The organism is Pseudomonas sp. ok266 (genome assembly GCF_900110195.1).
Lineage (GTDB): Bacteria > Pseudomonadota > Gammaproteobacteria > Pseudomonadales > Pseudomonadaceae > Aquipseudomonas > Aquipseudomonas neuropathica.
In genome coordinates this window covers 138,723-154,193 of record NZ_FOCU01000012.1, presented here as the reverse complement: position 1 = coordinate 154,193, position 15,471 = coordinate 138,723, and the positions used below count along the sequence as shown (strand labels likewise).

Sequence of the window (15,471 nt, the reverse complement as noted above, 5' to 3'; positions counted from 1 at the left end):
CAGGATGCGGAAACAACAATGCCCGGCACTTGGCCGGGCATTGTTGAGTAACGGATCAGCTCAGTCGGTGTAACCCAACCTCGCCGCCCTGCTCTGCTGAGTCTGGCCGCGTGTCGCCAGGCAGTAATACAGCGGCACGGTGACAACCAGGCCCACCAGCCAGGACAAGTCCGCGCCGTCGACCAGATTGGCGTACGGTCCGACATACAGCGACGTGTTGGCGAACGGCAACTGCACAATAATGCCGATGAAGTAGGCAATGATCGCGTGCAGATTAAAGCGCCCGTAAACCCCGCCATCAGCGCGGAAGATCGAGGTGATGTCGTAGCAGCCGCGCTTGATCAGGTAGAAGTCGATCAGGTTGATCGACGCCCATGGCACCAGCACCAGTAACAACGCCAGAATCAAACCGATGAACTCGGAAATGAAATCCGCCGACGCACCCAGTGCTACCACGCAGCAACCCGCGAGCACCACGCTCGACAACACGACGCGCACCTTGATGCTCGGCGTCCATTGGCTGGCGAAGGTCTGGATCGAGGTGATGATCGACAGCACCGCGCCATACAGATTCAGCGCGTTGTGGCTGATGATATTCAGCAGAAACAACACCATCAGAATCGGCCCGAGCCACCCGGTCGATTGCTTGACCGCGACCATCGCTTCGGTACCTTCCGGGGTCGCCAGCACCGCAACCGCACCGAAGCTGAACGACAGAATCGTCCCCAGCGTCGCGCCCAGATAAGTCGCCCAGAACGGCTTGGCAATGCCAATGTCCGCCGGCAGGTAACGCGAGTAATCGGACACGTACGGCGAGAAACTGATCTGCCAGATGATCCCCAGCGATACCGTCGCCAGCCAGCCGGACAAGTTAAAACTGCCGCGAGTGAGAAAGTCCGCCGGCAAGTCATGGGCAAAGATATAGATGAACCCGGCGAGCAACGCGCTGCCCATCACCCAGGTGCCGATGCGGTTCAGCGTATGGATGAAGTTGTAGCCGATCACGCCAATCGCTGTGGCCGCCAGTGCGCCGATCAGAATGCTCAACGGCGCCGGCACCGACGGCGCAATGCCGACGATGGATTTGCCGGCCAGGACGATGTTGGAAATGAAAAAGCCGATGTAGATGATCGCCGCAAAAAACACGATCAACAGCGCGCCATAACGGCCGAACTGGCCGCGACTCTGGACCATCTGCGGAATGCCCATGCGCGGGCCTTGCGCCGAGGCCAGCGCGATCACCACGCCGCCGATCATGTGCCCCAGCGCAATCGCCAGCAGCCCCCAGAGCAAATCGAGATGGAACACCTGAACCACCATGGCGCCGGTGACGATGGGCAGTGGCGCAATGTTGGTGCTGAACCAAAGAGTGAATAGGTCGCGGGCCTTCCCGTGGCGTTCCGCGAGTGGGACGTAGTCGACCGTATGGTTCTCGATCAACGGATCTTGCCGGGACATCTGGGACATATGCATGAACTCGAGTTTGTCTGTTCTTATCGTTGTATGAAGCCAAACCGGGGGGACTCTCTGGCCGCCCCTCAGATGCAGACCATATTATGGTATTCCAAACAATTCACAAGACTGATCCGTAGTTTACGACGCCAGCTGATACGCCATCCTCGCTGAAACCGTGGCCTGCAGACCAGCCGAAAGCCCCGTAAATGCTGAGTTTCCGACGAACGCGGCACGTTTATCGGTTCAGCTTAAAAGGCCTTGCAAAGATCGAATACTGGTATACCATCAGACCAACAAACACATAAAAATAGCAGCACCACACCCGAGGACCGACCAATGATCGATGCCGCCATCTACAAACAAGTCATGGGCTCGTTCCCGTCCGGCGTAACCGTTATCACCACGCTGGACGATGACGGCCAGATCGTCGGCCTGACGGCCAGTGCGTTCAGCTCGCTGTCGATGGACCCGGCGCTGGTGCTGTTCTGCCCCAACTACAGCTCTGATTCCTACCCGGTGCTGATCAAGAACAAGCGCTTTGCCATTCACGTTCTCTCCGGCGGCCAGCAAAGCGAAGCCTACGCCTTCGCCCGCAAAGGCAAGGACAAGGCGCAAGGCATCGAATGGACCTTGAGCGAACTGGGTAACCCGATCCTCGCCAACGCGACAGCTATCATCGAGTGTGAACTGTGGCGCGAATACGAAGGCGGCGACCACGCCATCATGGTCGGCGCGGTGAAGAACCTGATCGTTCCCGAGCAAATCGCCGGCCCGCTGGTGTATTGCCACGGCAAGATGGGCGCCCTGCCCGTCCTGGCCTGATCGTCAGCCCCGCACAAATCAACTGTAGGAGTGAGCCTGCTCGCGATAGCGATTTATCCGATTTCGATAAGTTTTCTGACACACCGCCATCGCGAGCAGGCTCACTCCTACAAGTTTTGTAGCCTCAACAACAAAAGATCCGAGGAAGCGTCATGAAATTTTCCCTGTTCATCCATATGGAACGCTGGGACGAAAGCGTCAGCCACCGCCAACTGTTCGAAGACCTCACCGAACTGACCCTGATGGCCGAAGCCGGCGGTTTCAGCACCGTGTGGATCGGCGAACACCACGCCATGGAATACACCATTTCGCCGAGTCCGATGCCGCTGCTCGCCTACCTCGCCGCCAAAACCACCACCATCCACCTCGGCGCCGGCACCATCATCGCGCCGTTCTGGCACCCACTGCGGGTTGCCGGTGAATGCGCGTTGCTCGACGTGATCAGCAATGGCCGCATGGAAGTCGGCCTGGCCCGTGGCGCCTATCAGGTTGAATTCGATCGCATGGCCGGCGGCATGCCCGCCTCCAGCGGTGGCCAGGCACTGCGCGAAATGGTCCCGGTGGTCCGCGCCCTGTGGCAAGGCGACTACGCCCACGACGGCGACATCTGGAAATTCCCCACCTCCACCAGCGTGCCGAAGCCAATCCAGAAGCCGAACCCACCGATGTGGATCGCCGCCCGCGACCCGGATTCGCACAACTTCGCCGTGGCCAACGGCTGCAACGTGATGGTCACGCCGCTGATGAAGGGCGACGAAGAAGTCCTCGACCTGAAGAACAAGTTCCAGACTGCGCTGGATAACAACCCGGATGTGCCGCGTCCGCAATTGATGGTGCTGCGCCACACTCACGTGCACACCGCTGATAATCCGGATGGCTGGAAAGTCGGCGCGAAAGCTATTTCACGCTTCTACCGCACTTTCGATGCGTGGTTTGGTAACAAGGAGACGCCGGTCAACGGTTTCCTCGCGCCGAGCCCGGAAGAGAAGTTTGCCGGGCGTCCGGAGTTTGAGCTGGAGAGTTTGCACAAGACGGCGATGATTGGTACGCCGGAAGAGATCATTCCACGGATCAAGTACTACCAGGAATTGGGGGTGGATGAGTTCAGTTTCTGGTGTGACAACAGCTTGCCGCATGAGGAGAAGAAGAAATCGTTGGAGCTGTTTATCAAGCATGTGGTGCCGGCATTTCGGTGAGCGTCCGAAATTTAGTGTTCGATAAATGCAAAACGCCCCGGGTGATTTGGGGCGTTTTTTGTTTTGGCCGGAGTCGCTCGAGTTAAACGTCAGTTCATGAGCGCTGGCGACACTCCGCCACTGTCGAAGAGCTGCTTGAATATCTCCACGACAATCTCAAAATTTGAGCAGATGGCTGAACCAGCAACGGCGTCGCCTTGGATATGCATGATTCCGCCACGATTTTTATCGCCGCAAAATACTTTGACATCGTAGTCATCGCCATCATCAACGCCGAGCGTCAGTGCGTACTTGCCTGTCTCTGCAACAACCTGCAATGTCAAGAGTTCGAAGCCTGCTAATTCTTCAATATCCAGGGTTACACTCCCCAAATTTCGGCAGGACTCTTCAAGGTGCGCAACGATATCGTTCCAAGATGGATCTCTTTGCGTGCCACCTTCACAGGTTCTGCCAAAACCGACCGTCCAAGAGAGAGAGCGCTTCATACCAACCCACCTTTATTTTGTTCTTTCCTGAACCCCAACAAAGCGTTTTACCTGTCGCGAGTTCTTAAATAAATGGGACAGACCACATCACCCATAGTGCTTTTGATAATGCGTAATAGTGTCCGACCCAAAATTTCGTCTGTCAGCCCAGCACGGGCGATTGCAGAACTCGCCGACACGTCAGCTACACCAGTTGCCTTTGCACGGTCGCTTTTCAGCAATATTTCAAATCTTTATTGCTCCATGTACAACGGGATTGAAACCGCTTGGCCAAACAGTTTCGCTGTCATACTTAGCGCCAGACAAATCAGACTCTTCTATATGCTCGACCACGAAATAAGCACCGCATAGATTAGCTCCTTTAAAACATGCACCTCGCACACCTAAGCTCTTTAGATTAGACATCGCAAGATTTGCACCAGCAAAAATTGCACCAACAGCATTAGCGCCCGAAAGGTCTACACCTTTCATTTCTGCACAAGTCAATGCGGCATTCATTAATGCTGCATTGCTCATTTTGGAGTCATTCAGGATAGCAAAGTCAAAAATAGCATTTCTTAGATTTGCGTTGGCAAAGTTCGCATTACTGACATCCAATCCTTGAAATATAGCACGATGCAAGTTAGCCGCACTAAAATCCAGACCGACAAAACTATCGCAAGCGTACTGCAAAGTTTCACCGCTTTCAAAATACAAAGTTATCATTTATTACCCCAGTCAGCCGGATCAACTTTGACATCAAATATAGATTTAGTAACGCCAACTTTGTTGGGTGGTAGAACCCAAGGTACCACGTCAGGCTGTAGCCCCAGTATTTTGGCAGCAATATATCGATGATTCCCATCAACAATTACATTACCATCCATTTTGATTGCCGGAGCTTTATCTCCAGCAAGAAGTCGATCAACGTATCTCTGAATGGCAGGTAGCGATACAAAATTTTGTGCACTAATAGTCGAGTCGCCCTGTGAAGAAAAGGGGACAGACCACGTTTTCACTAAATGATCGATTTTTTTGGCCGTCCCGGGCTCCCTCGCTGCACGCGACGACCGATCATTTCCTCGACATCAACAGCAAACTTTGAACCGCCAAAAACATTATTTCCATTGGTCGCGTCACGAATCTGGTCAACCAATTCTGACTCTAAATCATTTTTGAACAGTTCGCGGTAAGCTTCTGCCGGCTGCCTTCCCTGCCCTCCAAGCGCCAAATACTGAGCATGAGGGGTAACAATGTGTGATCGCTCTGATTGTGCGTTAACACGGTAACTTGACCAGCGATATTCTGCCGGATGATTTACCATTTTCGCTCTGACGGGATTCATTTCGATGTATCGATAACAGCACAACAAATATCGTTCACTCTCAACAAGGCATGAACGATACCGGCCTTCCCACAAACTTCCGCTGCGACTATACGCACGATTTATGTATTGGACGTATCTCTGGCCGACACCTTTCATCAGCAGGCTTGCGCTGTTGGCATAATGAGGACTGACTAACAAGTGAACATGATTGGTCATTAGGCACCACGCATGAATATCACATTCATTTTTAGAAGCCTGTTCGTCTAAAAGCTCCAGATAAAAAAGATAGTCTTCGTCGGTAAAAAAACACACAGACCTATTGTTTCCTCGCTGAATCAAGTGCAACGGAACGCCTGGTATCAAAACTCGTGGTCTACGCGGCATCGATGAATCCTTTCAATTGGTCGAACTGAAAGCTTAGCGGGCCGCAAGGCACAAATGACGGCAAATTTTTACGTATTGTTGCAGCCAACTACATTAAAGTGGTCTGACCCCATTTATCCATTAAAGTGGTCTGACCCCATTTATCCTCCATTTATCCTCTTGTTAAGCTGCCTCCAGTATATCCATGCTTTTTCAGAAATTCCGTATCCTCATCGCTCCAGTTTTCTATGACGGTTGAACTTATACCAACACCACACTCATCTGTGACCCGACCATTATCATTTAATTTACCAACAATTGCGCCTAGTTCCTCAGGATCAAGGGATTCAAGCCACTCAGTATTTGCCTGCATCATATTAAAAATATCCTATTGGTTGAATCGAAGTCATACTCAAGCTTTAGTTTATCGAGATTTCCTCCAACTCAACTCCCTTCAACTGAGTTTCCTCTAGCACTGAAAAATCATCAGAATTGTCATGCAACCCATGGGATACTACAAAACTCTTGCCACCTGAAAAACTAAAACGTAAGCCAACTTCGCTTGGGCGCTGGCTCTCAACCGCATTCATGCGCACTCGCTTAAGTATCGTTACGTTGCTCACACAACTGCCGATCAATCGCCTCCAAAAAACAGTAGAGAACTTTCCAGATCCACAGATAGCGAATAGTTCTTCATCACTATCCAAAGAGGCCGGACCTTGACCCGCAACCCTCGCTGCTTCATCCCAAACGATGACACTATTCAGAGACGGGTCACTCGAAAAGCCAAGAATTACGCCATCCTCAAAATAGACAGCTAAAGGTCCGGCAGTTAATGAGAAGGCTAATTCATCCTCGACACCACACTCAGCAGAAACTTCCGAGGCAGGCCACCAGCTATATCTAACAAGCTTGGAGACTCGCTTGCCAGTGAGCCGTCGAAGAAGCTCAATTGTCGTAGACGGTATCATTGAGGTCATATGCTTAGCACCTATTTAAATGGACCATTCTTCTGTGCTGCCTGAATCAACAAATCGATCATTCGAAGATTATTTTTTGATGGTGCAGCGTTAAAGTTAACGGCAAGCGGATCAGCAACCACGACACGCCCATCGTTGCGAATCAGGAACTGCAGGTCGTTGATCTGGATATTATTATTTACGAGTTTATCTCGAATACCTTTCAGATCTGAAATGCTTTGCTGATTGAGGAGTGGCGAATCGCCAACAATTTGTACTTTTCCGTCCATCAGCCTCACGACATCTTTTGACCCTTGAGCAAACTGGTCCATCAGCATGCCGGGGACTCCGTCAACACTCACGGCTTGAGGATTCACTGTCGGAATTCCCGAATCATGCAGCTTTCCGAGCATATAAATTTCATCGGAAATCGCCTGCGAATTCGTTCCATTACGCAAGACGCCAACAGCTTGATTGTCTCCATAGCCATAAACATCCTTATTGCCGCCGCGTCCTAGCAAGTCTCCAAGATCAGCACGACCAATGTTCGAACCTGCAATGGCATCAGTACTTTTTGCGCCTGTCGCTGCCGGCCCAACGATTGCCGCAATCTGCTCAGGCGTTAGCTTAGCCCCAGTTTTCGCTTCGATCTCCATCAAACCGCGAAGATCACTCAGTTCCTTGGTCGCTGCGCCTCCGGCTGCGACCCCCAACCCGGCAGGAAGTGCTTCCGACATCCCTGCATCAGCAGCCCAGATCGTGACTTCGTTAGCGCACAACACTGGATTGGCTGCGCAAGAGGCTGCAGCTCTCGTGGTCAACTGTCCAAGCAAACCAATCGCTTCCGGCGCAAGAGCAATGATCCCCGCTGCAGCCAACAATTTCACCGCATTAGCCGGGTCCCCTTTCGGAAGGTGGTCAAGGACAGCTCGCGTCCTCGCATTGGTGGAGTCGGCGATATTGCTATGGAGGAATTGATCCGTAATCCCCGTTTTGTCATTTTGCCAAAGTTTGTTTAATTCACGAGAGCCTTCATCAATCTCAGCCTTGATCTCCTCGCAATCACCGGTCGCCCAACAGTTATTGAGCCGCGCCGTGTTATCCGCATCACGCTTGGCAAACTCAGCTCGAACCGCATCACAGTCGTCTTTACATTCCTTGAGCGCCTTTTCCAGGTCTTCTACATCCTGGTGGCTCAAGTAGTTGTATTGAGTACCACTCTGTGCGATCGATGACCCTAGCTGCAGCTTGTCGGCATCTGCGTTCGGGTCCTGCACAGCGGTCGTCAAAACCCCGATCAGTTGCGAGTTCATCAGCAACAATCGATCTCTGTCGTCCTTCGACATCCCGGAATACGCCGACGCCAAATCGTCAACGAACGCTTCGTTGACTCCAGCTGCCAATGCGCCCGTTTTGAAGTCCCCACCCGCTGCCAGTGAGCTCAAGCCTCCCATTAGCGCATGTAGGCCTATCTTCTCCAGACCACCGTCCTCCAGGTGGTTTCTCACCCCGATATCACCCACCAGGTTGAAACCATAGGCGGTAAACGCATTCACCAGGCTTTTTTGCACGGCATCACCCAAGCTGCCTTCACGGCCCAGGGCTTTGTTGAGCAACGCGGAGGTGGAGTTTTGCAACAACTGGTTTTCGGTAAAATGCGCGATACCTTGCAAGCTGCTCAGACCACCGGAATCGGCGACGATAACTTTTCCGGTGTTGGCCAATGCGCCTTTGGTGGATTCCGTCAACGCGGGGGATGTACCGGTCGTACTCGAGGTCCAGTCATTGAAGAAACCGGTGGTCAGACCCGCGGTGCCTCCGGCCACAATGTAATTTTTCAGGTTGTCAGCACTGAAGGTTTCTTTGAGCGCCGCTCCGAGATTGCCTTTGTTGTTAATGGTGCTGACGGCCGCCGTGCTGGCTGCCGAAGTGATCATGGCGGTGAGTGCCGCGTTCGCCCAACCTGCTGCCACTGCTTCGCTGGTGGCTGTCGCGGCTAAACCAGCCGACATTGCTGTGCCGGAACCAGCAGTCGCACCTGCACCCACAAGGCCTGACGCCGCACCAGCGGTGAAGTAGGTGACGATGATTATGATGATGATCATCGCAGGGCCACCCAACCCGGAATGGCTTTCATCCCAGCGGTCATGCAGCTCCTGGACTTGACGCCAATCCACATCAGTTCGCGCTTCAGCGTCTTTCAACCAGGCCATACTCGGGTCGGCCTGCACCATGGCGTCGATTGCCTGACTGACGCTTTGCTGGTTGATCTGTTTGATGTCTATGTGAAGCCCATCAACAGCTTTAACGAGCGTCTGACCTTTGGCAGTCAGTTGGTTTTGGCGCAGTGTTTCGTCAACCCGGCCTTTGCTCTCCATACTGGTCCAGGCAGCGCTACTGCTGCTCTTGTCGTGGCTTTCCTGATGCGAATCCTTCACTGCCTCAAAGGTGATGCTGCCACCGCTGTCCAAGGTCAGATTTTTACCACTGTTGAGCTTGGCGCCCTGATAGCGTTGATCACCCTCGCTGACCAGCGTGAGATCGCCCCCAGTCTTGATCTCGCTACCCACATGAGTGATCTGGGTAACCTCGTCGCGCTTCATTTTCTTGGCGCCGAAACCACCCTTCTCCTTCATGTCGTAAAGGGTGTAATCCTTGTTCTGCGCGGCCAGCAAACTCAGGTCGTTGCCGGCGTAGACGTACGCTTCGTTACCCGCGCTGATCTTGCTCGCGACCAGTGTGGTGTCGCGGCCGGAGTTGGTTTTTACATCGCCGCCGGCGATGAATTCAGCGACTTTCTGGACAGTGTGGTTATCTTCTTCGTGGACGCGTTTCTTGCCGTCCTTGCTGTGGGTTTCGACGTTGTTTTCGTCGCCGGCCGAGGACATGAAAATGTCGCGTTTGGCGTCGGCGGTGAGGTTGCCTTTGGATTCGGCGGAGCTGGCGACGACGTTGATGTCGCGACCGGCGTCGAGCTTCAGGTTGCCGCCAGTCTTGACCGTCGACGCGAGGTTTTCGACAGTGGTGTTAATGACGGAGCGATGGCCGCCATTGAACACTTCGTGCAGTTCGTTTTCGTTGCGCGTCGCCAGCAGGTTGATGTCGCGGGTGGCGCTCAGGCTGGCGTCGCCGCCGCTGCTGATTGAGGACGAATTGACCAGATCATTGCCGGACTTAATGGTCAGGCTATCGCGCGCAGTGATGTTGCCGCCCTCATCGACGAGGGTGCGCATGCCGTTGCCATCACGCACCGCGATGGCGGTACGATCGTTGACGATGTCGCCCTTGAGGCTGGTCAGTTCGACCTGGTTGCCACGGATTTCGCCGGCCAGTGCGTTGCGAATGCTGTCGGTGGCCATCAGCTTGATGCGCTCATTGGCTTCGACCAGGCCGCCCTGATAGAGGCTGCCCTTCACATCGACAGAAACGTCTTTGCTCGCGCTCAAGGTACCGACGTTGACCAGATCGTTACCGGCCAGCAGTTCCAGATCGCGGCCCTGAATCAGGCTGCCGCCACGCACGTTGCGCGATTCGGCCTGGGCCAGGTAGAGCACAGGCACCAGCACTTTCTGACCATCGACGACGCGCTCTTCCATCCAGACGATGTCGTGGGTCAGTGCGGCAACTTGCGCGGAGGTCAGGCTGACGCCGACCGCCAGGTTCAGTTCGTTCTTGCTGGCGAGCGCGTTATCCATCAGGTAACGGAATTGCTCGTAGTCGTTCTCCAGGCCATTGGCGAGGAAACGCTGGCCCGTCTGGGCCATCACCGCATCACTGATCAGACGCGATTCGTAGCGACCATCGCCGAGGCGGCGTGCGGCTTCATCGGCGCTGAAATTGAGTTTGCCGAGCAGGTAGTCGGAACTCATGAACGCCGTGGTCTGGGTCAGCTCCGGGTTGGTTTCGATCAGGTAACGGCTCTGCGGATTGGTGCTCTGCACGAACATGCCGTATGGGCCTTTCGGCAAACGGAACGTCGAAGACGCCGTCGGATCAACCGCCGCAAACGGCACACCTTTGAAGTCGGCCGGAACAAAGCTGATCTGCTTCACGCCGTCGGCATCGACATGCTCAATGCGAGTTACGGCGGTCGGTGCCTGGACACTGGCATCGGTGCTGCGCTTGCCCAGATTGATGTTGATGCCACCGACCGCATCGGTCTGGTCGCTGGACAACGAGCCGGTCAGTTGGCCATAAGTGTTCTCGTACAACGTGCCGTTCTGAATGCTGTTGGTCACATCCAGCTTGACCTTGCCCCCGGCCTGGAGCACCGCCGCGTAAACGTTGTTGCCGTTGTCATTCCAGGTGGTGACGTCGCTGGTTTGAGCAAAGCGCGAATCGCTGGAGCGGCTGACCAGTTCTTCGAAACGAGCTTCATCGAAATTGCCCGCCGCAGTCGCCGCGTTGAAGGCCGGGATATCGATGAACTCCATCTGATCCCACAGGCTGTTGTCGATGTGCCCCGGCGTGCCGATCTGCACCACGCGATGGCCCGAACGCGACACCGCGCCTTTGTTCAGCAGGCTGTCGGCCGTAATGCTCAGATCACCATTTGCTGCCAGCAGGCTGTAACGGTTTTCCACCTGATTGGCGTGAATGGTGAAGTTCTTGCCGGCGACGAAACGCGCCGCACGGGAGTCTTTGAGGACCCGGTCGTCGAAGTCGGTGGTGATGGTGATGTAGCCGCGTTTCCAGCCGTCACCGCCGCCGCAATGCTGACCGCAGACCCAGCTGAGGCTGCCGGACGACTGCCCTGAGGTTATCTCGAATTCCGCCTTGGCGTTTTCCACCGAGACCGCGTTGATGTCGATATCACCCTCGCCTTCGACGGTGCCCGACAGGTTGCTGAAGACTGCAGCACGACCACCACCGACCGCATCGAATGTCAGGTTGCCGCGGCTGTAGATGTCGCCATAGAAGTTGTTCAGGCTGTTGCCGTGCAGCTTCATCGTGCCGCCGCTGAACAGCAGCGTATCGGCGTCGTTGTAAATGCCGTTGGCGGCAGTGAATTCGAGGTTACCTTGGGCGCCGAGGGTGCCTTTGTTGTTGATCTGCGCCGCCGTCACCATGAGGCTCTGGTTGGCGATGAGGCGGCCGAGGTTGTCCAGCGTGCCGCGCAGGGTCATGACGGTATCGCCACCGCTGACCAGTCGACCGTCCTGTTGAATCACGTCGTTGGCGTTGATCGTAAGCTTTTGCTGCGTCGAGACTTTTCCGCTGTTGAGCAGGTTACCCCCCAGGTTCAGCGTCAGGTCACCATCGCTTGCCAATTGCCCGGCGTTGTTCAGGTTGGCGACATTCAGATTCAGTGTCGAAGCACTGGCGATCCGGTCGCTGGCGTTGAGCATCAGGTCCTGCGCGCTGGTGTAAGTCAGCCCGCCGTTGAGCTGCCAAGTGCCAACGCCATTGACCGCGCCGACATCCCACACGCCCTTGCCCAGACCGGTGAGGCTGCCCTGGCTGCCGATCAGTTGGCTCAGGTCCAGATCGAACAGACCCTGCGCCGCGTGGCGCACGTTGCCGCTGAGGTTATTCAGTTGCGCGCCGGACAGCACCAAGTCCTGGCTGCCGATTTCGATCACGCCGCTCTGATTGTTCAGGTTCCCGGTCAGTTTGATCTGACTTGCGGCGCCACCTAGCGCACGGATCTGGCCGCCAGCGCTGTTATCCAAGCCGCCGGCAGTGAGTTTGAGGCTGTTGGCCGATTCGATCAGGCCGCCCTGATTGAGAATCTGCCCGACCGCTTCGAGGCCCAGTTGATTGCCACTGATCTCGCCGCCGGTGTTGTCCAGGCTGGTGCCGGTGAAGATCAGCTGATCCTTGCCGAACAGTTTGCCGGCGCGGTTGGTCAGACGGGTTACGGTCAGCGTCAGGTCATCGATCAGGCTGGAAATCAGCCCGGCCTTACCGTTGACTGCGCTGTTGTCGAGGTCGGCACTGGTGATGTCCAGCGAGTCGGCTTGCAGGGTGCCGCCCTGGTTCCGCAGGCTGCCGGTGCCCAGCGCCAGTTCGGCGTGGCTGCCGTTGGCGAGGATGATGCCCTGCTGATTGAGCAGGATCTTGCCGGTGATTTTCAGGCCATCGCTGCCGGCGATGATTTGCCCGCCTGCGTTGTTGTTGATTGCGCTGCTGGTGATGTCCAGACGCTTGCCTTGCAGGGTGCCGCCACGGTTGTCCAGCGAAGTGAGCTGATCGAGCAGCAGACGCTGATCGCCGGCATCGACCACACCTGTCAGGTTGCTGAATACACCGGCAATGTTGAGGACAACATCACCGCCGTTGCCGACGATGCCGCCCTTGTCGTTGTTGCTCAGTTGCGTGGCGTGGATGTCGATGGTGTTGCCGAGCAGGACGCCGGCGCTGTTATCGACGACGTCGCTTTCGATGTGCAGGTCGGCGTCGCTCTGGATCCGGCCCTTGTGGTTGAGCAGTTGCGATTGGCCCGGCGCGGTTTGCTTGAGGATCAATCGCGCGCCATCGGCACCCGCCGCCAACAGGCCGCCGTCACTGTTATCGAGGCTGCCTGCTTGCAGCTTGAGACCGTCGGCGATCATGCGCCCGCCACGGTTGTCGACGTGGCCGTCCTTCGCCACCAGCAACAGTTGTTTCGCGGCAACCACACCTCCACGGTTGTCGACCGAACCGGCCTGAATCTCGACGTCCGCCTGACTGGATTGCAGCCGTCCCAAAGCGTTGTTCAGGTGCTGTTGGACGACCAGCGTGAGCTGGGCGGTTTCGGCGCTGATCGTGCCGTCTTTGTTGCCTGTGAGATTGCGCAGGTTTGCATCGACCACGCCACCGAGCAGTTTGCCGCTGGCGTTTTGCAGATCCTGCGCGGTCAGATTGAGGCGATCAGTACCTTGAATCAGACCCTGGCTGTTGTCCAGGTCTGCGCTGGTGATCAAAGTGTCAGCGGAGGAAATCGTGCCTTGGGCGTTGTCGAGCGCGCCAACGTTGGTCACCTCAAGGGTCTTGCCGGTCAGGCTGGCGTTGCGGTTGTTGATGCTCTGCGCGGCCACCGTCAGGCGTTCCGACGCCTGCACTTTGCCATCGTGGTTATTCAGATCCTGCGTCAGCGTCAGTTCGGCTGTACCGTTTTCGGCACTGATGACACCTTTGTCGCTGTTATCGAGGCGCGCCGCGGTGACCTTGATCTGGTCAGCCGCCAGCGTACCGCCCTGATTGAGCAATTCGCCGCCAGACACTGCCAGTGTGGTTTTCGCCTGAAGCTTGCCTTTGCCGTTGTCCAGACGCTCACGGGCGACCACTTTGGCGTCGCTCTGGCTGGCGCCGATCAGGCCGCTGCTGTTGTCGAGTTGACGGGCATCGATGTCCAGGCGCCCGGCAATGATTTTGCCGTCGGTGTTTTTCACATCTCGGGCATTGAGCTTGAGACTGCCATCAGCGATTTCAATACGCCCGTGACGGTTGTCCAGGCTGTCGACGATCAGGCTCGCCGCTTGCCCATCGGCAAAACGGATCAGGCCGTTGAGGTTGACGATGGCCGGAGCGCTCAAGGCCAGGTGGGTCTCACCGTAAATGCGTGAATTCAGCCCTTGGTTGACCAGGCGCGCAGCGTTGAGCGTGACGGTTTTTGCCTGAACGATGCCGTTCTGATTGTCGAACACGGTCGCAGCGGTGGCGTTCAGGGTGCGGCTGGCCAAGACACTACCCGTGTTGCTCACGGCGGCGCTGTTGATCGACAGATCACCGGCGGCATTGCGGCTGTTATCGGCGTTGACCCCGGCTTCAATCACACCTTGGTTGGTCAGCTTGCTGCCGCTGCTCAGGCTGACGCTGTCGCGGGCGGCCAGGCTTTGGCGGTTGATAAGTTGTTCGGCGGTTTGCACGACCAACTGCGTACCGGCGTAAACCGGCCCCTGGGCATCGAGGCTTTTCGCTTTGACGGTGATGGCATTGCTGGCCGTGACCTTGGCAATGCTCAACTGGCCATTGGCGTCGATCTGGATGTCACCGGCGCTGGCCGCCAGATCACCCGCCAGCTTCACGCCGACGCCCTGCTCGGTCCCCACCAGTTTGATCGCCCCGGCATACATCCCGCCGAGCGCCGAAGAGTCGATGGCCAGTTGCGGTTTGGCGCTGCCATCATCGGCGCGCGCGGTGGCGTTGAGGGTATCGGCGTTGACGTCGTTGCGCCCGGTGGTGATGTTCAGGCGTTTGGCGTGAATCTGCGCGTTGATTTGCGTACTGCGGGTGATGATTTCGAAGCTGTCGACAGTGCTGGCATCCAGGCCTTGGCCATCGATGGAAACGCTGCCCTGATCAACCTGAAAGTGATCGAGCCGACCGTCGTCGAGTACCGGTCTACCAGTGGTCAACGTCACTCGTGGCGCATTGATGAACCCGCAACCGTTGCAGGTGATGCCGTAAGGGTTGGCGACGATCACTCGCGCCGATTGCCCCGCCACTTCGGTATAACCGCGCAGCTGACTCGGGCTGCCGCCGTTGACTTCGTTGAGGATAGTTTGTGCAGCTGCACCGCGCAGGTTCGGGTTACCGAGAATGATCCCGCCCAGTTGCGACTGCTCTGTGCGTGCCGTGACGTTGTTGAGAATTACGCCCTGCGCACCGACGTTGTAATCGTGGAACTGGTTGTGCGACAGGCCGCTGGCATTGGGCGTGGCGATATTGATGATCGGTACGCCATTGCCGGCGCGATCCAGCGAGGTATTCGGATTGGCGACGACAATGCCGTCAGCCTGCGCCCACATCGGTTGCCAGAACATGACGTTCGCCAACAGAAACGCCAGCCCGCGTTTCGGCATGCCGAGGAAGAGTTCGCGGTTTTTTTCGGCAGCAGCAGGCTGGCTGGCCAGAGGGGCCAGTTGACGAATGTCCATTTCAGAATCTCGGGGCGGGCGGTA

10 protein-coding genes are annotated in these 15,471 nt (G+C 56.1%); 2 read left to right on the top strand and 8 right to left on the bottom strand.

Going from position 1 to position 15,471, the window contains the following annotated elements; genetic code table 11:
* Positions 1 to 60: 60 nt before the first annotated feature.
* Positions 61 to 1,467, bottom strand: a complete 1,407-nt coding sequence (locus BMY54_RS22370; protein WP_093437595.1) for a purine-cytosine permease family protein — start codon at positions 1,465 to 1,467, stop codon at positions 61 to 63.
* Positions 1,468 to 1,791: 324 nt separating this feature from the next.
* On the opposite strand from BMY54_RS22370, the gene BMY54_RS22365 reads away from it, so the two are divergent.
* Positions 1,792 to 2,277 carry a flavin reductase family protein gene (locus tag BMY54_RS22365; protein WP_016987069.1) on the top strand — a complete coding sequence of 162 codons (486 nt, stop codon included), beginning with the start codon at positions 1,792 to 1,794 and terminating at the stop codon, positions 2,275 to 2,277.
* Positions 2,278 to 2,429: 152 nt separating this feature from the next.
* The gene (locus BMY54_RS22360) at positions 2,430 to 3,473 is read left to right on the top strand and encodes an LLM class flavin-dependent oxidoreductase (protein WP_093437590.1); all 1,044 of its coding nucleotides are present in this window, start codon (positions 2,430 to 2,432) and stop codon (positions 3,471 to 3,473) included.
* A gap of 89 nt (positions 3,474 to 3,562) precedes the next feature.
* Here the strand turns inward: BMY54_RS22360 and BMY54_RS22355 are convergent, their stop codons facing one another.
* The 7 genes from BMY54_RS22355 to BMY54_RS22330 all read right to left on the bottom strand — a co-directional run bounded on the left by BMY54_RS22355 (position 3,563) and on the right by BMY54_RS22330 (position 15,447).
* Complete coding sequence (locus BMY54_RS22355; RefSeq protein WP_093437585.1) at positions 3,563 to 3,958, bottom strand: DUF6911 family protein; 396 nt, start codon at positions 3,956 to 3,958, stop codon at positions 3,563 to 3,565.
* 225 nt (positions 3,959 to 4,183) lie between these two features.
* Complete coding sequence (locus tag BMY54_RS22350) at positions 4,184 to 4,663, bottom strand: pentapeptide repeat-containing protein (protein WP_093437581.1); 480 nt, start codon at positions 4,661 to 4,663, stop codon at positions 4,184 to 4,186.
* A complete protein-coding gene (locus tag BMY54_RS22345) occupies positions 4,660 to 4,956 on the bottom strand; it encodes a ParB N-terminal domain-containing protein (protein WP_175559649.1) in 297 nt (98 codons plus the stop codon). The genes BMY54_RS22350 and BMY54_RS22345 overlap by 4 nt, the downstream gene beginning before the upstream one ends.
* Entirely contained in the window at positions 4,956 to 5,648 is a 693-nt protein-coding gene (locus BMY54_RS22340; RefSeq protein ID WP_093437576.1) for a transposase, read from the bottom strand. Before BMY54_RS22340 ends, BMY54_RS22345 begins: the two co-directional genes overlap by 1 nt.
* Positions 5,649 to 5,799: 151 nt before the next feature.
* Entirely contained in the window at positions 5,800 to 6,003 is a 204-nt protein-coding gene (locus tag BMY54_RS30285; RefSeq protein ID WP_139213433.1) for a hypothetical protein, read from the bottom strand.
* A gap of 43 nt (positions 6,004 to 6,046) precedes the next feature.
* The gene (locus BMY54_RS22335; protein ID WP_093437572.1) at positions 6,047 to 6,607 is read right to left on the bottom strand and encodes a hypothetical protein; all 561 of its coding nucleotides are present in this window, start codon (positions 6,605 to 6,607) and stop codon (positions 6,047 to 6,049) included.
* Positions 6,608 to 6,618: 11 nt separating this feature from the next.
* On the bottom strand, positions 6,619 to 15,447 hold the full coding sequence (locus BMY54_RS22330; RefSeq protein ID WP_093437567.1) for a two-partner secretion domain-containing protein: 8,829 nt from the start codon (positions 15,445 to 15,447) through the stop codon (positions 6,619 to 6,621).
* Positions 15,448 to 15,471 lie beyond the last annotated feature (24 nt).

What these genes read in the sequence shown, in the direction of transcription:
- BMY54_RS22350 (WP_093437581.1), bottom strand. Translation starts at nt 4,663, where the DNA reads ATGATAACTTTGTATTTTGAAAGCGGTGAAACTTTGCAGTACGCTTGC.
- BMY54_RS30285 (WP_139213433.1), bottom strand. Translation starts at nt 6,003, where the DNA reads ATGATGCAGGCAAATACTGAGTGGCTTGAATCCCTTGATCCTGAGGAA.
- BMY54_RS22340 (WP_093437576.1), bottom strand. Translation starts at nt 5,648, where the DNA reads ATGCCGCGTAGACCACGAGTTTTGATACCAGGCGTTCCGTTGCACTTG.
- BMY54_RS22355 (WP_093437585.1), bottom strand. Translation starts at nt 3,958, where the DNA reads ATGAAGCGCTCTCTCTCTTGGACGGTCGGTTTTGGCAGAACCTGTGAA.
- BMY54_RS22360 (WP_093437590.1), top strand. Translation starts at nt 2,430, where the DNA reads ATGAAATTTTCCCTGTTCATCCATATGGAACGCTGGGACGAAAGCGTC.
- BMY54_RS22330 (WP_093437567.1), bottom strand. Translation starts at nt 15,447, where the DNA reads ATGGACATTCGTCAACTGGCCCCTCTGGCCAGCCAGCCTGCTGCTGCC.
- BMY54_RS22370 (WP_093437595.1), bottom strand. Translation starts at nt 1,467, where the DNA reads ATGTCCCAGATGTCCCGGCAAGATCCGTTGATCGAGAACCATACGGTC.
- BMY54_RS22335 (WP_093437572.1), bottom strand. Translation starts at nt 6,607, where the DNA reads ATGACCTCAATGATACCGTCTACGACAATTGAGCTTCTTCGACGGCTC.
- BMY54_RS22365 (WP_016987069.1), top strand. Translation starts at nt 1,792, where the DNA reads ATGATCGATGCCGCCATCTACAAACAAGTCATGGGCTCGTTCCCGTCC.